Below are 22,591 nucleotides of genomic sequence, written 5' to 3'. Positions count from 1 at the left end.
GACACCGCCGCCGCGGCTGCGCTGCTGGTAGCGCGCGGCGATGGCCTCCAGCAGCACCTCCGATGGATAGCCGTTCGGCACGTCGCCCAGCCGGGGCGCCAGGGCGGTGAGCAGCTCGGTCCCGAGGGCGTCACGGCGCTGATCGGGCAGCGCGTCGGCGCGCAGCAGATAGGACCGCACGACACCGTAGTCGCGTGCCGTGAGCCCGCTGACGTCGAGGGTGTCGGCGATGGCGACCACCGCCGGTGGCACGGCGAAGTCACGCGACGTCGACGGTCCGGCGCCGGTGCGCTCCCGCAACACCACCGTGCCGGCCACCAGGTCACCCAGGCGCTGGTGGCGCCGCGACACGAGGCTCGACACGACGGCGGCGAGCCCGAAGGTCGCCGCGAAATCGACCAGGCCCAGCGCCGCGCGGATCGCGGCGTGACGGAACCGGACCGGGGCACCCTCGACCGTGACGACGCGCAGCCCGAGGGCCGCCTTGCCGGGAGTGCGGCCGCCGCCGCTCCAGGCGGTCTCGAAGGCGATCGGGTAGCCGAACCAGACGACGAAGGTCAGGACCAGGCTCACCGTCGGCGCCACCCAGCCGGGCAGCAGCGCCGACCGCAGCGCGGACTGCGCAGAGAGGGTCACCGCGATGACGACGATCCCCTGCAGCGCCCAGTCGATCAGCACTGCGGCACCCCGCGAGCCGACCGTCGCCTCCGCCAGGTCCAGCGGCACGGCCTCGGGGGACACCAGCCCGTGGTCGGTGCGCACCGTGACGTCCTCCCGTCGCCGACCGGCCAGCCGTTGATCCATGCCACGATAGGGCCAGTGGACATCGACGGCTTCATCGCGACGCACCGCAGCGGATGGGACCGGCTGGCCGAGCTGGTCGCCGTGGCGGAGCGCGGCCTGCGGCTGTCGGCCGACGAGCTCGACGAGCTCGTGCGCGGCTACGAGCGGACCTCGACGCACCTGTCGATCGCCCGCACCCGGTACGGCGACCGGGCGTTGACCGCCGACCTGACCCGCCGCGTCGACCGTGCGCGCGCCCTGATCTACGGCGCGCCGACGGGGACCTGGCGTGACGCCGTACGGTTCGTCACCCACGAGTTCCCTGGCGCGGTGTGGGACGCCCGGCGCGCGATCGCCGCAGCGTTCGCGCTCTTCATGGGCCCCGCGATCATCCTGGCGGTCTGGTTGGCGGTGTCGCCGCGCGCGCTGGAGACCGCTGCGCCGGCGAGCCTGCGCGAGCCGTACCTCGAGGACTTCGAGGCCTACTACAGCTCGCAGCCGGCTGCGCAGTTCGCCTCGTTCGTCACGACCAACAACATCCGGGTGAGCGTCCTGGCGTTCGCCGGTGGCGTGCTGGCCTGCGTGCCGACAGCGCTGGTGCTGATCAGCAACGGTGCCAACGGTGGGGCGGCGGCGGGGCTGTTCGCCGCGGCCGGACAGATGCCGAGGTTCTGGGGACTGATCCTGCCGCACGGCCTACTGGAGCTGACCGCGGTCTTCATCGCAGGCGGCGCCGGGCTGCGGCTCGGCTGGACGCTGATCGCCCCGGGCGACCGCCCACGGTCGCTGGCGCTCACGGCGGATGGGCGTCGCTCGGTCGTCATCGTGGTCGGCCTGGTCGCCGCATTCGTCGTGGCCGGTCTGGTGGAGGGCTTCGTGACGGGTTCCCCGCTGCCCACGTGGGCGCGGGTCGGCATCGGCGTAGTGGTCGAGGCGCTGTTCGTCGGCTACCTGCTCGTGTACGGTCCACGCGCTGCCGCCGCCCTCGAGACAGCCGGTCGGCCTGAGCGCCGCGCGGTCAGGCCCGCACGCCGAGGTGATCCGCCAGCTCGCTGAGGGCGACGAGCATCAGGTCCGGCGGTCCATCGACCGGTGGGCGTTGCAGCAGCCCCCACGGACCGCGCCGCAGCCACGCGGTGCGCAGGCCGGCGTGTCGCGCCGGGACGACGTCGTTGTCGACCCGGTCGCCGACGTGGAGCACGCGTTCCGGCGGTGCCCCGGCGAGCGCGCACACCCGCGCGAAGTAGCCGGGCGCGGGCTTGTCGACGCCGAGGTCGTCGCTGGTCGCGATGACGTCAGCGGGCAGGCCGAGATCGACGAGCTGCCGGCGTCGGCGGGCCGGCTGGTTGCCGGCGACCACCACCGTCAGGCCCGCCTCGCGCAGACCCTCGAGCGTCGGGCGCACGTCGTCGTACAAAGTCGTGCGTGGCGAAGCCGCCGTAGCGCCGCTCGTGCTCGGCCTCGAGGGCGCGACAGTCGACGTCGGGCGCCACCAGGTCGAACACCGCGTGGTGCACGTCGCCTGCGACGATCGTCGCGCCCAGCGCGGCGGCGAACGTCAGCGGCGTCACGCCGAGCAGCTCCGCCCAGACGTGCCACACGCGGGTCTCGTCGATCAGGACCTCGCCGGCGTCGCAGACCACGGCGTCGACGTCGGACACCGGTCGCGGGTTCACAGCCGTCCCGCCGCCTTGGTGTCCAGGTACGCGTCAGCGAGTCCGGTGGCCAGTCCGCCGGGAACCGCGTCGACGACGGTGGCACCCGCCGCACGCAGCCTGGCGGCGGTCGCCGCGCGCTGGTCGAGGGTGCGGATGGCCGCCGCCCGCCGGTAGGTCCGCTCCACCGTGTCCGCGGCGCCGGTCCGCCAGGACTCCACGAGCGGATCGCGGACCGACCCGACGACGACGAGGTGGCGCCGACGCACGAGCCCCAGCGCGGGAAGCAGCGTCTGGACGGCCGCCTCGTTGGCGAGCTCGGTGAGCACGAGGAGCAGCGCGCGACGGGGGAAGCGGCTGAGCGCCGCGACGAACGCCGCGTGGTGGTCCGACTCGACCAGGCGTGCCTCGATGCCCGCCAGCTCGAGCGTCACGCGTCGCAGCTGGTCGGCCTGGCTGCGCGGCGGGAGCGTGGTCAGGACGCGGTCGGCGAACGCGATCATGCCGACGCGGTCACCCAGACCGGTGGCCAGGCGCGTCACCCCCTGGGCGGCCTCGATGGCGTGCTCCAGGCGGGGGATCGGTCCGGGATCGCCTGTTGCGCCGGCCATGGCACCGCCGACGAGCGCCGCCATCGTGCGGCCGCAGTCCACGAGCACCAGCACCGTCTGGTTGCGTTCGGCCCGGTAGGTCCGCACGACCGCGTGCGGCGACCGTGCGGTCGCCGCCCAGTCGATCTGGCGGACCTCGTCGTCGACCGTGTACTCGCGGAGCCCATCGAAGTCCAGGCCGCCGCCGCGCTGGCGCACCGAGCGCTCACCGAGCTGCAGTTGTTGCGCGCGCCGCAGCCGCAGCTCGATCTGCGGCTGTGACCGGAACATCGGATACACCGTGATCACGGCCGGCTCGGACCGCCACCGCTGACGTGCCGCAAGCCCCCAGGGGCCGGCGACGCGCACGGTGATCCTGTCGAGCACGAAGCGGCCGCGACGCGTGGGTCGGAGCTCGACGCTGCGCCGCACCCGCCCGCGCGGTGGCACCGTCAGCGCCACCCGCCGCGTGGGCGCCCCGAGGCCGCCGACCAGCTCGTCGGCGAGGGCGACGCGCAGGGAGCGGTCACCCGGGTTGGCGACGGTCCACGTGACCGGACCGGTCGCGCCCTGCGTCAGCACCGCGGGCGTGCCGCGTCGCACCTCGAGCCGCTCCGGCCGGAGCGCCCGGTGCCAGTCGACGATCGCTGCGGCTCCCAGCAGCACGTTCCAGCCGAGCACCCAGGAGGCGTCGGCGACCAGCGCCAGCAGCGCGCCGGCCGCCGCGAGGGCCGCGAGGCGGGGCGTGACGACGGGGAGCACGGGCGGTCAGCGCGGGACCGGCGTGGCGCGCAGCAGACCGCGCAGCACCGCGTCCGCGGTCGCGCCCTCGAGCTCGACCTCCGGCCGCAGCACCAGCCGGTGCCGCCAGGTGGGTGGTGCCATGACCTGGACCTCGTCGGGGGTCACGAAGTCACGTCCCGACAGCAGCGACCATGCCTTCGAGGTGTGCAGCAGCATCGCCAGCCCGCGTGGGCTGATCCCCAGCTGCACCGATGGCGAGGAGCGGGTCGCGCGGGCCAGGTCCACGAGGTAGGAGATGATCCGCTCGTCGACCCGGACGTCGCCCGCCGCGGCCCGGACGGCCGCGATGGCGCCCGGACCGGCGACTGGCCGGACGCCTGCAGCGGCGACGTCGCTCGGGTCGAAGCCGGCGTCGTGGCGCTCCAGCATCGCGTGCTCCTGTCCGGCGTCCGGGTAGCCGACCGTCAGCTTGACCAGAAAGCGGTCGACCTGTGCCTCGGGGAGGGGGTACGTGCCCTCGTACTCGACCGGGTTCTGGGTCGCCACGACCAGGAAGGGGTCGGGCAGCCGGCGCGCGCGACCCTCGACCGAGACCTGGCGCTCCTGCATGGCCTCCAGCAGCGCCGACTGCGTCTTGGGTGGCGTGCGGTTGATCTCATCGCCGAGCAGCAGGTTGGCGAAGATCGGGCCCTCGTGGAACACGAAGTCGCCGGTCTCCTGCCGGTAGACGACACGGCCGATCAGGTCGCTCGGCATCAGGTCGGGCGTGAACTGGACGCGGCGGACGTCGAGCTCGAGCGCGGCTGCGAGTGTGGTGGCCAGCAGCGTCTTGGCGGTGCCCGGCACGCCCTCGAGGAGCGCGTGCCCGCCGACGATCAGCGTGACGAGCAGCCCGTCGACGATGTCGTCGTGACCGACGATGACCTTGGCGATCTCGCCGCGGACCGCTGTGAGCAGGTCGTGCTGGGTGGCGGCGTCAGTGGACATCGACGGGCTCCGGGATCGGTGAGAGGGTCGTTCGGACGGTCTGCTCCAGCTCGGCGAGGGCGCCGGTCATGGCCAGCATGTCCGCGTCGCCGACGGGGTCCGGCGGTGCCAGCACCGCGGCGACGGTCGCGGGGTCGCGACGGGTACGCGCGGCGACGGCCGCGGCCACCTCGGCGACGTCGGCCGTCCTGGCAAGACCGAACCTGCGCGCCAGGCGGGCGCGGGTGTCGTCGGCGATGCGGCGCACGGCATCGGCGCGGGTCGCGTTGCGCGCGTGCAGCGCGCCGACGGCCGTCGTGAGGTCGGAGCTGGCCAGGCGCACCGGGGTGTCGTCGACCAACGCGCGTCCCAGCCGCCGCGCCCGCCACATGGCGTACACGCCGAACGCGACGCACAGCTGCAGGGCCATCACCCGCACCCCGGATGGCACCAGCTCCCACAGCTCCAGCGCGTCAGCGCCGGCCGCCTGCGTCGGTGGCAACGGGCGCACGATCGCAGGGCCGCCCCCGCCCTCGGGCGTCAGGAGCTGAATCGCCAGCATCGCGTTGTCTGCTGACTGCAGCCCCGCGTTCGTCAGTGCGCCGGGGCCCCCGAGCGCGACGACGTGGCCGCGCCCCTCGGGCGTGACCACCAGCCAGGACCCACCGTCGGTCGTGAAGCATCCGACCGCGTCCCCGTCGGCCTCGTACAGCGCGCCGTCACCCGGGCGGATGTCGCCGACGTCGCGCAGCGCCTGGACCGCGCAGCCGCGCCGCAGCGTGCGGTCCAGCAGGCCGATGCCGCCGACGACGTCGGGCGTCAGCGGTGAGCCCGGATCGGCCACGACCACGCGGGCACCGGCGCGTGCACGCGCCCGCAGCGCATAGCGGAGATCGTCGCCGGCCGCACCGTCGCCGAAGTGGTCCTGCAGCACCAGGACGACGTCGGCGTCCCCGATCGCGTGCGGCGTGACGACCCGGGCCCGGCGGCCGAGCGCGGCCAGGACGTCGACCAGCGCCGCCGTCCCGTCAGGCTCCCGGGAGTCCGGACTCAACGGCAGGGTCTCGTCCGGCCTGACGGCCGTCAACGCCGCCGCAACGACGATGGCGGCGGCGGCGACCAGCAGCGGCCACGACGACCGCAGGCGGCCCCACAACCACCGGCCTAGCACCCGGTCGTCGACCGACCCGCCCGGTGTGGGTGCGCCGTGCGCGCGGGTCCCGTCAAAGGACGACGACGGCGCCGTCACGCCGGCACCAGCAGGTGCCGCCGCACGGTGGTCACGGCAGCCCGCATGTCGGTCAGGTCGGAGGCCGTCACATCGCGGCGGCCGTACCACGTCGTCTCGAACGCCTCGGTCACGGTCGTCATCGCCTCGGCCGCTTCCGGTGCGGCCGCGACGACCTCGCGCAGGTACCCGCGGGCCGTACGGCCCGCAACCTCGTCGATCATGCCCGCCGCAACGAGGTCGGCGACCAGCGCGCGGTAGTGGCATCGCAGCGCCTCGCCCCGGGCACCGTCGGCCGCGTGACGCTCGGCGGCACGCTCCCAGTCGCGCGCCGTGCGGCCGCCGATCCGGCCCGGCGTCGCCCGTCGGGCCCGATCGCGGCGGACGCGGCGTGCGACCCGCCACGCGACCAGCGCGACCAGCGCGACCGCCGCGGCGAGCATCGCGACGCCCACGATGCTGCCGGCCGGCGCCACGAGCGCGTCGTGCAGGCGGGCGAGCGCATCGACCGCGGAGGTCACCGTGCGCTCGAGCCCCCCGGGGCGTGCGGAGCCGTAGGCAGGACCCGACAGCACGCGTTCCGCGGCGTCGCGGATCGCCGCGGCGTCGAGGCCCGACGGCGTCAGCCGCGCCACGTCACCACGGAGGGTTGTCGTCGTCCCCGAGCTCGGCGGCGAGCTCCGACAGGTCGTAGCCCTCCGCGCGGACCCGGCGGTCGAAGTAGACGAGCACGAAGGCTGCGCCGAGCAGGCTGTTGGTCACCAGGCTGCTGACGATGGACCCGATGGTCGTGATGACGGCACCCATCTGCCCGCCCTGCAGGACGCCGGCCTGGAACGGCAGGGTGAGGACGAAGCCTATGATCGCGACGATGATGTAGACCACGAGCAGGGTACCGAAGACCATGCCGGTCCGGCCCTTGACCAGCTCGTTGGAGCGCCGGAGCGCACGCACGGCGCCGGCCTGCTCCACGATGACCGCCGGCACGACCAGCGACAGGCGGATGGCGGCGATCACGGCGCAGACGATGCCGGCGAGGACCGCGATGCCGCCGATGAGCGTCAGGGCCGTGTTCTCGCTGGCGGTGCCGAGGCCGACCAGGACCAACGGCACGACGGCGATCGCGCCGACCACGAGGGAGGCGAGGAAGGTCGAGCCCAGCAGGGCGGGGTAGCGCTTTGCGGCGGCCTTCACGCTGTCGATGGGATCGACGTCGCCTGCCCGGTGGCCGGTCGCGGCGATGCGCACCGCCACTCCGTAGACCAGCGGTGTCAGTAGCAGCGACGCCAGGCCCGTCAGCGCCCCCGTGATCGCGATGCGGACGAGCTCCTGGGGGCTGGGCGTCGGCTGGCCTGCCTCGAGCAGCTCCGGGTTCTGCAGCGTCCCGAGCAGGCCGGGCCCGGTGCCGAACATCTGCGCGAGCACGAGGCCCGACAGCACCGACAGTGGCACCACGATGACGCTCAGGCCGATCGTGAAGGCCTTCCAGTGGATCCGGGCGATGCGGAACATGCCGTCGAGCACGTCGCCGAGGTTGAGCGGGCGCAGGCTGTCGGGATCGGGGTCGCGTCCCCACTGGGGGTCACGGCCGAGCTGGGGGTTGCGTCGCTGCGACGGGTCCCGACGCAGCGACTGGTCGGGTGGTGGCGGCAGGGGCCGATCAGCGCCTCGTCCCGTCGACGGGTCGTCACCGTCGTTCGGGTCCTGTCCCCAGCTCACGTCCTCGGCCTTTGGTCGCGTGCATGTGCAGCCTAGTCGCCCTGCTGACGCTCGACGCTCCGGCGGTCCCGCTGCGCGGCGTCCCCGACGCCCGGACGGGGGCCGCCTGGCGGCGGCCGCCGATCGCGCGTCACCCACCCGTCGGTCCCGTCGGCAGTGGCTGAAGCGGCAGCGCCCTGCCCGCGACGAGCAGCCATGCCGCCACGGCGTGGCTGACGACGGTGGCGTTGACGCCACCGAGCAGATCGCGGTAGCGGCGTGTCGCCGGGTCTGCGGGCACGATGCCCGTGCCGACCTCGTTGCTGACGATGACGGTCGGCGCAGGCCGGCCGGCCGCGGCCGCACCCAGGGCGCCAGCCCGGGCCAGCACCTCCTCGTCGTCGAGCTCGCCGAAGACGTTGGCGACCCACAGGGTCAGGCAGTCGACGATCACAAGCGCCTCGTCCGGGGCGTCCGCCACCGCCGCGACGAGGCCAGTCGGCGCCTCGACCGTCGTCCAGGACGCCGGTCGCACCGCGCGGTGCTGCCTGATCCGCGCAGCCATCTCGTCGTCGGCCGCCTGGCCGGTCGCGACGAAGGTCACCGGACCGCCGTGCGCGTCGCCCCAGCGGACCGCGAGCGCGGACTTGCCGCTGCGCGCGCCGCCGAGCAGCACGGTCAGCGCGCCGGCCGCTCGGTCGACACCCGCGGCGCTCAGTAGTCGATCCCGCGTCGGGCGGGGACGCCGCGGTCGAACGCGTGCTTGACTTTGCGCATCTCGGTCACCGTGTCGGCGACGTCAATCAGGGCCTGCGGTGCGTCGCGACCGGTCAGGATGACGGTGGTGTGCTCCGGACGGTCGCGCAGGGTGGCGACCACCTCGTCCAGATCGATCCAGCCGTAGTTGATCGGGTAGGTCACCTCGTCGAGCATCACGACCTGGTACTCCCCGCCGCCTATGATCTCACGCGTTTGCCGCCAGGCCTCCAGCGCCACGGCCTGGCTGTGGTCGAGGTCCTCGGCGTCCCACGTGAAGCCGTCACCGATCGTCCACCAGTCGATGCCCAGCTCGCGTGCCGACTGCTCCTCACCGACCTTCCAGTCACCGGACTTCATGAACTGCACGACGCAGACCTTCCACCCACGCGCACGGGCACGCAGCAGGGTGCCGAGCGCGGCAGTGGTCTTGCCCTTGCCGTCGCCGGTGTTGACCAGGACGAGCGACGGGGCCCACGCGCGTTCCGGCCGCTGCGGGGCCTCGGTCGGCGGGACGGTTGGGTCGGACGGTGTCATGGCGTCACCTCGGTCAGCAGTATGTCGATGATCGTCGGGTCCAGGTGCGTGGTCACCGCCTCGGCGAGCCCGGCGAACACGTCGTCGAGCCCAGGCGGCGCCGGAACGTCGAGCAGCGCCTCGAACAGTCGCGGGTCCTCGAACAGCCCATGGACGCTGACGCCGAGCACGCCGTCGCGAGCGAAGCCACGGCCGTCCCGCAGGATGGTGTCGACCGCGCCCGTCGCCGTCGTCACGCCGTGCCGGATCTCATACCCGCTGACCGGTAGCCCGGACCATGGGCGCCACGGCCCGGGCAGCGTGGTGAAGGTCCCGTGCCATGACGCAGTCAGCTTCTCGGCGGCGAACGTGGTGCGCAGCGGCAGCAGGCCCAGGCCGTCGCGCACGCCGTCCACGCCGTACGGATCCTCGAGGCGGTCACCGAGCAGCTGCATCCCGCCGCAGATCCCGACGACCGGGGTGCCCGACCGCACAGCGGTCGAGATCGCGTCGGCCAGCCCGGATGCACGGAGCCAGTCGATGCTAGAGGCGATGTGCTTGGCCCCGGGCAGCACGATCAGGCGCGCCCCCGCCAGCTGCGCCGTCCTGCGTGCCCACACGACCGGCACGGCGCGCGCCAGCATGGAGAACTCATCCAGGTTCGAGATGGTCGGGTAGGCGACCACGGCGATCGGCTCGACCAGCTGACCGTCGGACCACCGCGTCCCCCAGCGTCCGGCCGCGTCCTCGTCGGGCAGGCCGTGGTCCATCCACGGCAGCACCCCGGCGACCGGTACGCCCGTGCGTGCGCGGAGCCCGTCCAACCCGGGACGGAGCAGCGCGAGGTCACCCCGGAAGCGGTTGAGCACGAACGCGCGGATGCGTGCACGCTGGTCGGCGGGCGGCACCGCCCACGTGCCGTAGCAGTGGGCGAGCGCCCCGCCGCGGTCGACGTCGGACACGACCAGCACGGGAGCATCGGCCTCCTCCGCAACGCGCATGTTCGCCAGGTCGTACGGCCAATGGTTGAACTCCGCGGGGCTGCCGGCGCCCTCGAGGACGACCAGGTCGTAGCTGTCGAGCAGGTCGTGGAGGCTGTCGCGGATGTCGCCCCACAACGCGGCGGTGCGCTCCTCCCAGCGCAGGCCGCTCAGCTCGTGGTCCACGCGTCCCCTGCGGACGACCTGGCTACGCGTGTCGGCCTCCGGCTTGACGAGCACCGGGTTCATGCGCACGTCCGGGGCGATGCCGCACGCCAGTGCCTGCAGCGCCTGCGCCGTGCCGATCTCGCCACCGTCGACGACCCGGGGGTTGTTGGACATGTTCTGCGCCTTGAAGGGCGCCACCCGGATCCCCGCTCGCGCCGCGTGGGCGCACAGAGCCGTTGTCAGCAGGCTCTTGCCCGCCGAGCTGGAGGTGCCCTGCACCATCACCGCCTGGCCCGTCACGCTGACCACCTGCGACGGCCTATGGTTGCGTGATGCGCATCGTGTCCCTGCTGCCGTCCGCCACCGAGTGGTTGTTCGCGATGGGCGTGGGCGATCGCGTCGTCGGCGTGACCCACGAGTGCGACCACCCCCCGCAGGTCAGCCGTCTGCCGGCTGTGACCACGAACCTGCTGACATCCGGCCAGGGTGAGGGCGAGCGACAGCGAGCCGGGGGATCGACGCTGTCGTCCGCCGCGATCGACGCGGCGGTGAGCGCAGGGATCCGCGACGAGCACACGATCTACGCGCTCGACGTCGACGCCCTGCGGGCGCTCGCGCCCGACGTGGTCGTCGCGCAGCAGCTGTGCGACGTGTGCGCCGTGCCTGTCGACGCGGTCGAGGCGGCGGCGTGCACTCTGGGCGCGCAGGCGCGCGTCGTGGCGGCCGATCCGCACACGCTGGACGACCTGCTCCCGGCCGCCGTCGAGCTGGGCCGCGCCGTCGCCGCCGAGGAGTCGGCCGCGGCGCTCGCCGAGTCCCTGCAGCACCGCCTCGATGCGGTCACGTGGGCGGTCGCCGACCGGCCGCGCCCGATGGTGGCGATGCTCGAGTGGCCCGACCCGCCCTGGCTGCCGGGTCACTGGGCGCCGGACATGATCGAGCGGGCCGGCGGCGTCAGCCTGTTCGGGCGGTCCGGTGAGCCGTCCCGGCGTGCGACGTTCGAGGAGCTCGCCGAGGTCGACGCCGACGTCGTGATCGCGGCGTTCTGCGGCTGCGACCTCGCCGAGACGATCGCGCGGACCGACGAGGTATCCGAGCGGCCGGCCTGGCGATCGCTGATCCGCGGGGCCCGGCTGCTCGCGGTCGACGGATCGGCCTACGTCAGCCGGCCGGGCCCGCGCCTGGTCGACGGCGTCGAGGCGCTGGCCCGCGCGCTGCACGGCGTGGGTGGACCACCCCCGCGCGCTGCGGTCGCCGAGTGGCGCCACGGACGGTGGCGTGACCTGGTCGGCTGAGGGACTCACCGGCGCGTCCGTGCCGGGACCAGGGCGATGCCACCGTCGGGCGCGATCAGCACGTGCACGTCGGCGTCGAAGTGGTCGGCGATCCGCTGGCGGGTCAGCACATCGGTCGCGACCCCCTCTGCGGCGACCCGTCCGCCGTCGAGCAGGACGAGCCGGTCGGCGTACTGCGCGGCGAGTGTGAGGTCGTGCATCGCCGCCAGCACCGTCAGCTCACACTCGCGGCGCAGCCGGTCGACCAGGTCGAGCACGTGCTGGCGGTGCCCGATGTCCAGTGCGGACGTCGGCTCGTCGAGCAGCAGCACCGGGGTCTGCTGGGCCAGCGCGCGGGCCAGGACCACGCGCTGCTGCTCCCCGCCGCTCAGCGCCTGCACGGGACGCCTGGAGTACGCGGTGAGATCCAGCCGGCGGAGCACGTCGGAGACCACCTGCAGGTCGGCGGCGGACTCCACGGCCAGGTACGACATGTGGGCGGTGCGGCCGAGCAGCACGTAGTCGACGACCGTCATCGCCTCCGGGATCACCGCACGCTGGGGGACCAGGGCGATGTGGCGTGCGCGACGCCGTGGGTGGGCGCCGGCAAGGTCCGCCCCGCCCACGGCCACCGTGCCCGTCGCGGGCACCGCGCCGGACACGGCGTGCAGCAGCGACGTCTTGCCCGCGCCGTTCGGCCCGATCAGCGCGGTCCAGCCGGCGGTCGGCACCCGCAGCGTCACGCCATCGACCGCCCTGCGGTCGCCGTAGGACACCCGCACGCCCGTCACGGCCAGGTCCGCGGCCCCGTCGACCGGGTGGGTGACGGACCCCGTGCGATCCGTGGCGGCGCGGCTCACGACGCGCCTCTGTGCCGGAGGACCAGCACGAAGAACGGCGCGCCCAGGAACGCGGTCACCACCCCGATGGGCAGTTCGGCGGGCGCGAGCGCGAGTCGTGCGATCAGGTCGGTCAGTACCATGAAGGCGCCGCCGAACAGCAGCGACAGCGGCAGCACGCAGCGGTAGCTCCAGCCCGCCAGCAGCCGGACCGTGTGCGGGACGATGATGCCGACGAAGCCGATCAGGCCGCTCACGGCGACGGCGGCGGCCGTGCCCAGTGACGCCGCCACGACCACGACGACCCGGACCCGCGTAACCGGCACACCCAGCGCCGTGGCCTCGCGGTCGCCGACACCGATGACGTCGAGCAGCCGCCTGTGGGTCAGCAGCACCGCCGACGAGACCACTACGTAGGGGAGGATCAGCACGACCTCGCTCCAGCCGGTGGTCGCCAGCCGGCCGAACAGCCAGGCGTACACGCTGCGGATCGAGTCGATGTTGCGCATCTGCACGAACGTCTGGATGGCGGTGAAGAAGGCCGCCACGGCGACGCCGGCCAGGATCAGCGACACGGTGCTGCGCTCCCCGGCGACCGAGCGCGACAGCGCGTACGTGGCGACGACCCCGGCGAGCGCACCGCAGAAGGCCGCCAGGGGCAGCGGGTCGATCCACCACGTCCCCGACGGCGCGCCGGAGACGATGGCGAGGGTGGCGCCGACCCCGGCACCGGCCGCGATGCCCAGGAGGTACGGATCGGCCAGGGGATTGCGGAACACGCCCTGGTACCCGGCACCTGCGGTCGCCAGCATGGCACCGACCAGCAGGCCCAGCGCGACGCGCGGGACGCGCAGCTGCCACAGGATGGCCAGGTCGCGGTCGGACAGCCCCGACGGCAGGTCGACCAGGGGCAACCGGTCGAGCAGGGCCCGCGCGACCGCGGACAGCGGCAGGTCCACCGGGCCCACGGCGATGCCCGCGGCGGCCGTGGCGACGACGGCCACGACCCCGGCGACCAGCCACTCCCGGCGCAGACGGCCGGCGGGCCTGCCGGGTGGCGGCGGGGCGCCGGCACCCGGACCGCCACCGGAGCCGGTGGTGGTCGGGCGGGGTTCCGTAAGGCTCATGACGGCCTCAGCTGCCCGCGTGCGCGGCGACCGCGTCGCCGATGGTCCGCAGGAGGTCCACGATCCGTGGCCCCCACCGCGACGCGACGTCGTCGTCGAGCTCGACCACGGCGCCGTCGCGCACCGCGGCGATCTGGTCCCATCCGGGGCGCTCGGCGACGGTCTCCGCCGTCTGGCCGCAGCAGATGGTGTCGGCCAGGAAGATCAGCCCCGGGTCGGCGTCGATGATGAACTCCTCGGACAGCTGCGGGTAGCCGTCGCTCGCGTCGTCGTCGACCTCGTCGGCGATGCTCGTCAGCCCGGCCAGCTCGTAGATCTGCCCAATGAAGGTGTCGCTGGTCACGCTGTAGTAGGTGTCGTCGAGCTCGTGGTAGTAGGTCAGTGGGCGGTCGGTCTCCGGTAGGTCGCCGGTGATCTTGTCGATGTCGTCGTGCATCTGCTCCACGAGGCCGGCGGCCTCGGCCTCATGTCCCGTCGCCGCGCCCAGCTGCTCGATCTGGGCGTACGTATCATCCAGCGTCTGCGCGGCGGGCGCCACGATGACCGGGATGTCCAGCTCGCCGAGCGCGGTCGACAGGTCGGCACCGTCGTCGGCGATGACGACCAGGTCGGGCTCGTAGCCGGCGATCGCCTCGACGTTGGGCTCGTAGCCGGACAGGTCGGTGGTCGGCGCTTCGGACGGATGGGTGGAGAACTCGTCGACGGCCGTGACCTGGTCGCCAGCGTCGATTGCGAACAGCATCTCGGTCGCGGTCGGCGACAGCGAGACGATCGACGTGGGCTGTTCGTCGAGGGTGACCTCGCCGTTGGCGGCCTCGACGGTGACGGGGAACGGCGCCCGGTCGGTGGCCGCCTCGGATGGCGCGCTCGAGGCCGTGGCCTCCGGCGTGGGCGCAGCGTCGTCCGACGTCTGTGCGCCACCGCAGGCGGCGACCGTAAAGAGGACCAGGAGCGTGCAGAGGAACCGACAGGCGTCGGCGGTGCGGATCATCGATGTCCCTCCGTGTCAGGAGGGATGAACAGCCGCTCGAGGGCGATGGGGTTCGCCACACGAACTGCCCTTCATCCGAGAGCTGGTCCGTGACCGTCGAGGCAGGCGACCTGGCTCGTCCCCGGTTCCGGACGCGTGGTGCGTGCCGTGCGGGGCCTGACAGTTGCGGGACAGCGCCGGACTCACACCGGACTTCGCTGACCGCGACGGTACCGCTGGGCAGATCCGGCGGCACCGAGCATCCTACACCGTGGCGTGCGTGGCGTGGCGCGTGGGCGCACGCCGTCGTCTCAGCTCAGCACGACCGCCTGGCCGGCCGCCGCCGACGTGTAGGTGGCCTCGATGACCTCGACACAGCTCGCGTCGAGGATCCGGTGGAGCCGTCCTCGAAGCGGAACACCACGACGTCCGCGTCCTCGCCCCTGACGTGAGGCTGCTGTGTGTGGGTGCCGGCGTACAGCAGGCGATCTGACCCTGCAGCAGGCTGAACGCCTCGGCGACGTGGCCGCCGACCTGGTGCGGCAGCAGGCGCGGACGACCGGCCGATGTCGGCGTACGCGTCGTCACCCCAGTGCTCACCGGTGCGCATGCGTACGCTCAGGGTGGTCGGGTCGCCGATGCTGCCGGCGGCCAGCAGATCGTGGGCCACCCGGTACCAGGGCTGCCAGCGGCAGTTCTCGTTGACCATCAGCCTGATGGGCGCATCGCCGAGGTCGGCGACCAGTTCGGCGGCCTCGGCGGCGGTCGGCGCGAGCGGGCGCTGGCAGATGATGTGCGCCCGCGGGCTGCGGCGTGGCGGCACTGGTCGGCGTGGACGTCCGGCGGTGTGACGAGTCGACGAGGTCCGGCTCGTGCACGTGGACGATCCCGCGCCGGTCCGTGAACCGCGCAGCGATGCCGTGCCGCTGCGCGAGGTCGTCGGCGCGGATCGGCTCGACGTCGCAGACGGCGGTGATGCGTACGTCAGGCAGCCGGTTCCACGCGTCGATGTGGTAGGCGGGCGTCGTTGCTGGCACCGATCAGCACACCGCGCATCGGCGCGTCGGCCATCGAACGCTTCCTCCTCGGCGCCGCGGCCTGCCCTCGGCACCACGCACACGCGGGTGTAGCCGTTGGGGCCTGCGACTCCACTCCGGACCGGTTCTGAGCTGTCGTCCGCCCCCACGCCGGGTTGCGTCGTCGCGCCGCGCGGGGACGACAACGCGCGCTCAGATCCAGCTGTTGAACCACATGCGCATCCGCCAGGCGGACTCGCTCAGCTGCATGCCGTAGTAGACGGGCGCCCACCAGATGAACGCCACGAGCGCGAGTGAGGCCGCGCCGATCGGCACCCACCGCACGCCGCGCCGGGCCAGCAGCAGGGCGGCCGCCCACCCGAGCGTGAGCACGACGAACGGCACAATCGGCAGGGCGTAGAAGAAGAACAGTGGCCGCGCAGGCCCGAGCCAGGGGAGGTACTGGCCGAGCAGGAACACCGCGATTGTCGCGGCCACCCGGTCACGTCGACGGACGGCGGCGTACAGCAGGAACGGGTAGACGGCGAGCGCGGTCCACCAGATCGCCGGATTGCCCAGGCCGATGATCTCCTCGAGGGTCCCTGGTGGCACGTCGCACGCGCGGTCGGGTTCGCGACTGTCCAGGCAGGACTCGTAGTAATAGACGACCGGGCGTCGCGTCAGGGGCCACCAGATCGCCGGCGCGCGGTAGTCATGGGTGACCTCGAGGTCCCGGTGGAAGCGGAGGATGTCCTGCTGCTCGCCGATCCAGCCACGCGCCATGTCGACGGGGCCCACGTCGCAGCGCTCGACGCTGCACGCCTCCGCGCCCGGCCGCGTGCGCTCGTAGTTGGCGAACCACGAGGCGTACGAGACGACGTACGCGACGGCCGGGACGACGAGCAGTGCGCCGACGCCCAGGCCGACCAGCCTCCAGGGCTGGCGCCACCACGTGCCGGTCAGCGCACGCCGCCACGCCAGCTCGCTGCACAGCAGGTACAGCCCGGCCGCTGCGATGGCCAGCAGCGCTGACACCTTGGTTGCCAGCGCGAGGCCGAGCGCCACGCCTGCGAGCCACACGTACGTACGCGGCATGCGCGGGAGTCGCCGCAGGCGGACGCCGGCGCTGCGGTCCGGTGCAGCGGCACCGTCGGACGCGTGGGCGTCCGACCCGAAGGGCGGATCGCGGTCGCCGGTGACGGTCCGGGCGGCGTGAAGTCGGGCGACCGTCCCCTCGTCGGGCAGGCTCTCGGTGCCGGCGACCAGCGCCCATCTGTGGTCACGGTCGATCAGCAGCGCCCAGACGCCCAGCGCGACGAACAGCGCCAGGAAGATATCGAGCATCGAGATGCGGCTCATCGTCAGCGCCAGGCCCTCGATGCTGAGCAGGAACGCGGTCAGCGCGGCGACGCCACGCCGGCGGAACAGCCGAAGCGCGATGAAGTACGTGGCGGCCACGAACAGCGTGCCGGCGACGGCCGATGAGAACCGCCAGCCCAACGCGTCGTCGCCGAACGCCGCGACGCCGGCCGCGATCAGCCACTTGCCGACCGGCGGGTGCACGACGAACACGGGGTCCACGCCCTGCGCAGGATCGCTCTCGACACGCGGCTCGGCCTCGACGCCGTAGTCGAGCAGCTGTGCCGCGTTGGTCGCGTAGTAGGTCTCGTCGAAGTAGATGCGCTCCGGATGCGGCAGGTACGCGAAGCGCAGACACGCCGCGAAGGCGATCACCACGAGCGGCAGCAGCCAGCGCAGGCGCTCGGGCTCCAGGAGGAGTCCGGCCACTGACGCGCGGCGCGATCCGGCACCGGCAGCGGCCCTGGGTCCGGTGGCGTCAGGGGTGTCGTCCGCGGTCGTGTCGGCCGCGCCGAGGTCGAGTGCCATGGATGGTGCAGTCTAGCTGTGCAGCTGTGCAGTCCCCGGGAGCCCGGGGGCGGAAGGAGGACGGACGTGGCTGGGGCAGGAGGACGCATCGTGCTGGTCGCCACGCCGATCGGAAACCTCGGTGATCTGAGCCCGCGCGCCCTCGACGCGCTCGCGGCCGCCGACGTCGTCGCGGCCGAGGACACCAGGCACACCGGGCGGCTGCTGGCACACCACGGCCTGGGGCGGCCGATGGTCCGCCTCGACGACCACACGGAGGCCGAGCGTGCTCCCTGGCTGGTCGCCAGGGCGGCCGCCGGCGAGACGGTGGTCGTCGCCACCGACGCGGGAACGCCCGGCATCAGTGATCCGGGATACGTGCTGGTGCGCGCGGCGATCGATGCGGAGGTGCCGGTCGAGCTGATCCCCGGACCGGTCGCCGCGGTCCATGCGCTGGTGCTGTCCGGCCTGCCGACAGACCGGTTCGTGTTCGAGGGCTTCCTCCCGCGACGCGCCGCGCAACGGCGGCGGCGCGTCGCGGCCCTTGCCGACGAGACCCGCACGCTCGTGTGCTACCTCAGCCCGCACCGGGCCGCCGACGAGCTCGACGACCTGGCCGCGGCGCTGGGCCCACGCCCCGCCGCGCTGGCCAGGGAGCTGACGAAGCTGCACGAGCAGGTGCTCCGGGACCCCCTGGACACGCTGGCCGCGACCGTCCGCCGCGAAGGTGTGCGCGGCGAGCTGACCCTGGTCGTCGGCGGCGCACCTGCCCCGGGGGGAGCGGCGGATGTCGACCGGCTCGACGACGCCGAGCTCGTCGAGCGTGTCCGCGGCCTGATCGCCACGGGGATGGCCACGAACGCCGCCATCGCGGCGGTCGCGCGGGCGACAGGGGCGCGGAGGGCGCGGGTCTACGATGCGATCGTGGCCGCGCGCGACGCCTGACGAACGCCGCGCGCCCCCTGACCCCACCCGTCTGGGGACGCGCCCGAACGCGGAGTCGGGCTGGTGTCCCCAGAAGCGCACCCCCCGCTCCCGGTGGGGACGCGCACCAACGCGGAGTCGGGCTGGTGTCCCAGAAGCGCACCCCCCGCTCCTGGTGGGGACGCGCCTCAAGGGCACGATCATGTCCGCCGCCGTCTGTGCGCCGCCTCGCGTGGCGATCGTGCTGAGCCCCGCCGCCGAGAGCCCGACGGTCGCGCGCAGGAAGTACCGGCGGAACAGCCCGGCGCGACGACCTCCGCGGACTTCCCGTTGTCGCTCGTGTTCGACGGCTCGTGCCAGCAGTCGTAGCGCACGTCCATCTGCAGGTCAGCCAGGCGTGCCCGCGGCGAGTGGCATCAGCGTACGGCGTGACGGCATGGTGTCATCGAGCGCACTTTCGCCGGTGAACCGGCAGCGTTCCTGCACGGCCGCCGGGCCGTTGGAGGAGCGCGGAAAACGGCTGGTGTGGGACAGGTGAACGGCGGATGCAGCCCGGCCGAACAGCGCCGGGCCCACCGGTGCGCCGCGCGGTCGCCTCTCCGCGCCCCGGGGTCCTACACTGGCGCGACAGGAGGTGCAACCCCGGATGGCAGTCGACGACCAGGGCCGCACGATGGTGCCGGCCCATGCTGCGCGGATGCACCTCGGTCGGGACGGCATGGTCATGCCCTCGGGCGCCCGTCGGACCGTCGCCGCGCTCCACTAGCGCCGCTGCGCCGCCGGACGCCCCAACCTCGCACCGTTCCACCCCGCACGCCACCGTTCGACCGCGAGGCTGTGATGACTGCCCACAAGGACACGTTCTACGTCACGACGCCGATCTACTACCCGAACGACGACCCGCACATCGGCCACGCCTACACGACAGTCGCCGCCGACGTGCTGGCCCGATGGCGCAGGCTCAACGGCGACCGCGTCTTCTTCCTCACCGGTACCGACGAGCACGGCCAGAAGATCGCTCAGACCGCCGCGGAACAGGGCACGACCCCACAGGCGTTCGTCGACGGCATCAACCCGCGCTGGCACGAGATGAACAAGCTGCTCCGGATCTCCAACGACGACTTCATCCGCACGACCGAGCCACGTCACACCAAGCGCGTGCAGGAGTTCATGCAGCGCCTGTACGACCTGGGTGACCTGTACACCGACACCTACGCGGGGCCCTACTGCGTGCGCTGTGAGGCGTACTACACCGTCGAGGAGCTCGTCGGCGACGACCTGTGCCCGATCCACCTCCGGCCGGTCGAGCGCCTCGAGCAGGAGAACTGGTTCTTCCGTTTGTCGCGGTACGGCGACCGCCTGCTCGCGCTGTACGACGAGCACCCCGAGTTCGTGCGCCCGGCCGCGCGGCTCAACGAGGTGCGGTCCTTCGTGGCGTCGGGCCTGGCCGACATCTCGGCCTCGCGCAGCGCCTTCGACTGGGGCGTGCCGGTGCCATGGGAGCCAGGTCACGTCTTCTATGTGTGGTTCGACGCGCTGCTCAACTACATCACCGCGGCGGGCTACGGCGACAGCGACGAGTTTGACCGCCGCTGGCCGGCCGACGTCCACCTGATCGGCAAGGACATCCTGCGATTCCACGCCGTGTACTGGCCCGCGATGCTGATGGCCGCCGGCGTCGAGGTGCCCCGGCAGGTCTACGCGCACGGGTTCCTGCTGGTCGGTGGCGAGAAGATGGGCAAGTCCAACGCCACCGGCATCGCCCCCTCGCAGCTTGTCGACCACTTCGGCCGCGACTGCTATCGCTACTACTTCCTGCGGGAGATCTCATTCGGGCAGGACGGCACGTTCTCGTGGGAGTCGATGACCGATCGGTACACGGCCGACCTCGCCAACGACCTGGGCAACCTGGTCAACCGGGTGCTCAACATGGTCGGCTCGTACTGCGACGGCGCGGTACCCGAGCCGACCGGCGCGTCCGGCGATCCCGAGCGGCGGCTGGCGGACGACCTCGCGGTCGCCACCGACGGCCTCCGGGCGTTCGACAGGCTCAACTTCAAGGCGGGGTTGCAGGCGCTGTGGACGTTCGTGTCCGGCGTCAACCGCTATGTGGAGGCGCGCGCGCCGTGGGCGCAGCGCAAGGCCGGTGACATCGACGGCCTGCACACAACGCTGTACACCTGCGTCGACGCGCTGCGCATCATCGCCGTGCTGATCCTGCCGGTGATGCCCGACGCGGCCGAGGCCCTGTGGTCCAGGCTGGGCATCGACGCCGACCTGGACGACCAGCGCTTTCCGGACGCGGCGGCTCAGGGCGCGATGCCGGTCGGCGCGGCGACGACGCGTGGCGATCTGCTGTTCCCCCGCCTCGAGGACGCATAGGGGCATCCGGGCACCTAGCACGTGCATGCCCGCGGGACAACGGCAAAGACAATTTTTGCAAACTAATCTTTGCAGTTCTACCCTGCAGGCATGGAACCTCGTCACGCGGACCTCGACACCGAGCGGCTCAAGGCACTCGCGCATCCGCTGCGGCTGCGGATCCTCGGTGCGCTGCGCATCACCGGACCGTCGACGGCCAGCAGGCTGGCCGACCAGCTCGACGAGTCCAGCGGTCTGACCAGCTACCACCTGCGCATGCTCGCCGCCGCCGGGCTCGTGGAGGAGGAACCCGAGCGTGGGACCCGGCGGGACCGCTGGTGGCGGGCCGCCCACGACCTCAGCTCGTTCCAGTCGACCGACTTCGACGATACCGAGGGGGCGCCGGCGGCCGCATGGCTCGAGTCGTACGGCGACCGGGCGCGCGAGCGCGAGGCCGCCACGTGGACTGCAGAACGTGGCGACTGGTCCCAGGCGTGGCGTGACGCGGCCGACCGCTCGGACTACTACCTGCTGGCGACGGCCGACGAGTTGCACGCTCTGGTCACGGCGCTGCACGACACGATCCAGGCCGCGCTGGCGACCACCATCGCGCGGCGCGACGGTGCCGCACCGATCCCTGGCGACGCCGAGCACGTGCGCCTGCACCTGCTGGCCTTCCCGATGCACGAGGTGGCTGGTGTGCGGGTCGTACCGCCGACCCCCGGACCGGCCCGCACGCCGCGCACCACGGTCGACGACGATGACGACGGCTGAGCCGCTGGTGCCCGAGACCCCCCGAGCGACGCGCCGGATCACGCGTGCGTTCCTCGTCTGCCACGGCCTGCGGTGGCTGCCGATCGGGTTCGTGATCCCGATCCTGGTGCTGGTGCCGACCCAGCGGGGCCTGGCACTGCCGACCGTCGGCCTGATGTTCGCCGCCTACGGGCTGACAACGGCGCTGCTGGAGCTGCCGACCGGCGGTCTCGCCGACACGCTCGGCCGGCGGCCGGTGCTTCTGGTTGCGACGGTCGCCGACACCGGCCTGCTGCTGTCACTCGGGTTCGGCACCACGGCATGGCACTTCCTCGCCGGTGCCGTGGTCGGCGGGCTGGGCCGCGCGCTGTTGACCGGCCCGCTCGAGTCGTGGTACGTCGACACGGTGCGGGTCGTCGATCCCGCCACGGCGCTGCGTCCCGGGTTGTCCGCCGCCGGCTTCGCCGAGGGCATCGCGTTGGCTACAGGCGCCCTGCTCTCTGCACTGCTGCCCACCCTCGGCGCCGGCCTGCCGCTGGACGGACCGGTCTCGCAGCTGACGCTGCCGGTCTACGGCGGGCTCGTCGCGGAGGTCCTCAGCTTCTCGGCCGTGCTCGTCCTCGTCCACGAGTCCCGGCCGCGGGTGGCGGGCCGATGGCGCGCCAGTGTCCGCGCGGTCCCGGCGATCGTGGTCGAGGGCCTGCGCGCCGCCGCAGGCGCGCGCGACCTGCGGCGGCTGTTCGGCGCATTCGTCCTGGCGGCCATCGCCTACGTCGGCGTGGAGGTGCTGTGGCAGCCGCGGTTCACCGATCTGCTGGGCAGCGCGTCACGGGCGACCAGGACCTTCGGCTACGTCGTTGTCGCCATGAGCTTGGGTGCCGCGGCCGGCGCCTGGCTCGCGGACCGGCTGCCGGGCGCGATCGCCCGCCACGCCGGACGTATGGCCGCGGTGGCCACCGCCCTGTCTGCCGCCGCTCTGGCCGGTCTGGCGGCGGCGCCAACGTTCGCGGCGGCCTCCGCCGCCTTCGTCGGCGTCTACGCCCTCGGCGCGCTGCGCAGCGTCGCCGAGGCCGAGATGCTCCATGAGCGGGTGCCCGCCCAACGCCGCGCGACGATGGTGTCAGCGCAATCGCTGACCGAGCAGGTCGGCAACGTCATCGCGAGCATCGCCCTGACCCGAGTCGCCGCCGCTGCGGGCATCCCGACCGCGTGGGTCGTCGGCGCCGTCGTGCTCGTCGCCGCGTCCGTCCTGCTGGCGTTCATCGGCGACGAGTGAGGCGTAGGCAGGAAACCGCCGGCCACCCCGGACGGGCCGGTGGGCGCTGCTAGGCTTCCGCTCCTGCGGGCCTGAGCCACCCGCGACCTCGAGCGATCCGG

At 73.1% G+C, this 22,591-nt stretch carries 22 protein-coding genes; 6 read left to right on the top strand and 16 right to left on the bottom strand.

Translation table 11 applies throughout. From position 1 onward, the window contains the following. Positions 1–762: RDD family protein (locus VK923_08780; GenBank protein ID HSJ44759.1), on the bottom strand; the 762-nt coding region annotated here is incomplete at its 3' end. Between the two features lie 57 nt (positions 763–819). Here VK923_08780 and VK923_08775 point away from each other — a divergent pair. Next, on the top strand, positions 820–1,839 hold the full coding sequence (locus VK923_08775; protein ID HSJ44758.1) for a stage II sporulation protein M: 1,020 nt from the start codon (positions 820–822) through the stop codon (positions 1,837–1,839). On the opposite strand, the gene VK923_08770 is transcribed toward VK923_08775, so the two are convergent. From VK923_08770 to VK923_08725, 10 genes are all read right to left on the bottom strand, one after another. Continuing rightward, positions 1,802–2,188: an HAD family hydrolase gene (locus VK923_08770; GenBank protein HSJ44757.1), complete on the bottom strand. Its 387-nt coding sequence runs from the start codon at positions 2,186–2,188 to the stop codon at positions 1,802–1,804. The genes VK923_08775 and VK923_08770 overlap by 38 nt on opposite strands. After that, positions 2,079–2,459 (bottom strand): hypothetical protein, encoded by a 381-nt coding sequence (locus VK923_08765; protein HSJ44756.1) that lies wholly within the window; start codon positions 2,457–2,459, stop codon positions 2,079–2,081. Before VK923_08765 ends, VK923_08770 begins: the two co-directional genes overlap by 110 nt. Continuing rightward, positions 2,456–3,790, bottom strand: coding sequence for a DUF58 domain-containing protein (locus VK923_08760; protein ID HSJ44755.1), 1,335 nt, complete (start codon positions 3,788–3,790; stop codon positions 2,456–2,458). Before VK923_08760 ends, VK923_08765 begins: the two co-directional genes overlap by 4 nt. Before the next feature lie 6 nt (positions 3,791–3,796). After that, positions 3,797–4,759, bottom strand: coding sequence for a MoxR family ATPase (locus tag VK923_08755; GenBank protein ID HSJ44754.1), 963 nt, complete (start codon positions 4,757–4,759; stop codon positions 3,797–3,799). Then, complete coding sequence (locus VK923_08750) at positions 4,749–5,987, bottom strand: DUF4350 domain-containing protein (protein ID HSJ44753.1); 1,239 nt, start codon at positions 5,985–5,987, stop codon at positions 4,749–4,751. Before VK923_08750 ends, VK923_08755 begins: the two co-directional genes overlap by 11 nt. Beyond that, positions 5,984–6,601, bottom strand: a complete 618-nt coding sequence (locus VK923_08745; GenBank protein HSJ44752.1) for a DUF4129 domain-containing protein — start codon at positions 6,599–6,601, stop codon at positions 5,984–5,986. Before VK923_08745 ends, VK923_08750 begins: the two co-directional genes overlap by 4 nt. A 1-nt stretch (position 6,602) precedes the next feature. After that, positions 6,603–7,685: a hypothetical protein gene (locus VK923_08740; protein HSJ44751.1), complete on the bottom strand. Its 1,083-nt coding sequence runs from the start codon at positions 7,683–7,685 to the stop codon at positions 6,603–6,605. A gap of 130 nt (positions 7,686–7,815) precedes the next feature. Beyond that, positions 7,816–8,340 carry a bifunctional adenosylcobinamide kinase/adenosylcobinamide-phosphate guanylyltransferase gene (locus tag VK923_08735; protein HSJ44750.1) on the bottom strand — a complete coding sequence of 175 codons (525 nt, stop codon included), beginning with the start codon at positions 8,338–8,340 and terminating at the stop codon, positions 7,816–7,818. 38 nt (positions 8,341–8,378) lie between these two features. Then, positions 8,379–8,957, bottom strand: coding sequence for a cob(I)yrinic acid a,c-diamide adenosyltransferase (gene cobO / locus VK923_08730; GenBank protein HSJ44749.1), 579 nt, complete (start codon positions 8,955–8,957; stop codon positions 8,379–8,381). Next, entirely contained in the window at positions 8,954–10,384 is a 1,431-nt protein-coding gene (locus tag VK923_08725; protein HSJ44748.1) for a cobyric acid synthase, read from the bottom strand. Before VK923_08725 ends, cobO begins: the two co-directional genes overlap by 4 nt. A gap of 32 nt (positions 10,385–10,416) precedes the next feature. Here VK923_08725 and VK923_08720 point away from each other — a divergent pair, with 32 nt between their 5' ends. Further along, the gene (locus VK923_08720) at positions 10,417–11,379 is read left to right on the top strand and encodes an ABC transporter substrate-binding protein (protein ID HSJ44747.1); all 963 of its coding nucleotides are present in this window, start codon (positions 10,417–10,419) and stop codon (positions 11,377–11,379) included. A 5-nt stretch (positions 11,380–11,384) separates the two neighbouring features. Here VK923_08720 and VK923_08715 read toward each other — a convergent pair whose 3' ends face one another. The 5 genes from VK923_08715 to VK923_08695 all read right to left on the bottom strand — a co-directional run bounded on the left by VK923_08715 (position 11,385) and on the right by VK923_08695 (position 17,197). Then, complete coding sequence (locus VK923_08715; protein HSJ44746.1) at positions 11,385–12,218, bottom strand: ABC transporter ATP-binding protein; 834 nt, start codon at positions 12,216–12,218, stop codon at positions 11,385–11,387. After that, entirely contained in the window at positions 12,215–13,324 is a 1,110-nt protein-coding gene (locus VK923_08710; GenBank protein HSJ44745.1) for an iron ABC transporter permease, read from the bottom strand. Before VK923_08710 ends, VK923_08715 begins: the two co-directional genes overlap by 4 nt. A gap of 7 nt (positions 13,325–13,331) precedes the next feature. Further along, on the bottom strand, positions 13,332–14,315 hold the full coding sequence (locus VK923_08705; protein ID HSJ44744.1) for an ABC transporter substrate-binding protein: 984 nt from the start codon (positions 14,313–14,315) through the stop codon (positions 13,332–13,334). Between the two features lie 295 nt (positions 14,316–14,610). Next, entirely contained in the window at positions 14,611–15,117 is a 507-nt protein-coding gene (locus tag VK923_08700) for a hypothetical protein (protein HSJ44743.1), read from the bottom strand. 406 nt (positions 15,118–15,523) lie between these two features. Next, complete coding sequence (locus VK923_08695; protein ID HSJ44742.1) at positions 15,524–17,197, bottom strand: glycosyltransferase family 39 protein; 1,674 nt, start codon at positions 17,195–17,197, stop codon at positions 15,524–15,526. A 66-nt stretch (positions 17,198–17,263) separates the two neighbouring features. On the opposite strand from VK923_08695, the gene rsmI reads away from it, so the two are divergent. The 4 genes from rsmI (at position 17,264) to VK923_08675 (ending at position 22,490) form a co-directional block, all read left to right on the top strand. Then, on the top strand, positions 17,264–18,121 hold the full coding sequence (rsmI, locus tag VK923_08690; protein HSJ44741.1) for a 16S rRNA (cytidine(1402)-2'-O)-methyltransferase: 858 nt from the start codon (positions 17,264–17,266) through the stop codon (positions 18,119–18,121). Between the two features lie 750 nt (positions 18,122–18,871). Then, positions 18,872–20,482, top strand: a complete 1,611-nt coding sequence (gene metG, locus VK923_08685) for a methionine--tRNA ligase (protein HSJ44740.1) — start codon at positions 18,872–18,874, stop codon at positions 20,480–20,482. 90 nt (positions 20,483–20,572) lie between these two features. Beyond that, positions 20,573–21,235: a helix-turn-helix domain-containing protein gene (locus VK923_08680; GenBank protein HSJ44739.1), complete on the top strand. Its 663-nt coding sequence runs from the start codon at positions 20,573–20,575 to the stop codon at positions 21,233–21,235. Next, complete coding sequence (locus VK923_08675) at positions 21,222–22,490, top strand: MFS transporter (protein HSJ44738.1); 1,269 nt, start codon at positions 21,222–21,224, stop codon at positions 22,488–22,490. Before VK923_08680 ends, VK923_08675 begins: the two co-directional genes overlap by 14 nt. The last annotated feature ends 101 nt before the right edge of the window (positions 22,491–22,591 follow it).

This window comes from Euzebyales bacterium (assembly GCA_035461305.1).
In the GTDB taxonomy this organism is placed as follows: Bacteria; Actinomycetota; Nitriliruptoria; order Euzebyales; family JAHELV01; genus JAHELV01.
The sequence above is the reverse complement of the archived record's forward strand: the minus strand, read 5'-3'. Positions and strand labels throughout refer to the sequence as shown.

What these genes read in the sequence shown, in the direction of transcription:
- VK923_08755 (HSJ44754.1), bottom strand. Translation starts at nt 4,759, where the DNA reads ATGTCCACTGACGCCGCCACCCAGCACGACCTGCTCACAGCGGTCCGC.
- cobO (HSJ44749.1), bottom strand. Translation starts at nt 8,957, where the DNA reads ATGACACCGTCCGACCCAACCGTCCCGCCGACCGAGGCCCCGCAGCGG.
- VK923_08720 (HSJ44747.1), top strand. Translation starts at nt 10,417, where the DNA reads ATGCGCATCGTGTCCCTGCTGCCGTCCGCCACCGAGTGGTTGTTCGCG.
- VK923_08710 (HSJ44745.1), bottom strand. Translation starts at nt 13,324, where the DNA reads ATGAGCCTTACGGAACCCCGCCCGACCACCACCGGCTCCGGTGGCGGT.
- VK923_08705 (HSJ44744.1), bottom strand. Translation starts at nt 14,315, where the DNA reads ATGATCCGCACCGCCGACGCCTGTCGGTTCCTCTGCACGCTCCTGGTC.
- VK923_08695 (HSJ44742.1), bottom strand. Translation starts at nt 17,197, where the DNA reads ATGGCACTCGACCTCGGCGCGGCCGACACGACCGCGGACGACACCCCT.
- VK923_08680 (HSJ44739.1), top strand. Translation starts at nt 20,573, where the DNA reads ATGGAACCTCGTCACGCGGACCTCGACACCGAGCGGCTCAAGGCACTC.
- VK923_08675 (HSJ44738.1), top strand. Translation starts at nt 21,222, where the DNA reads ATGACGACGGCTGAGCCGCTGGTGCCCGAGACCCCCCGAGCGACGCGC.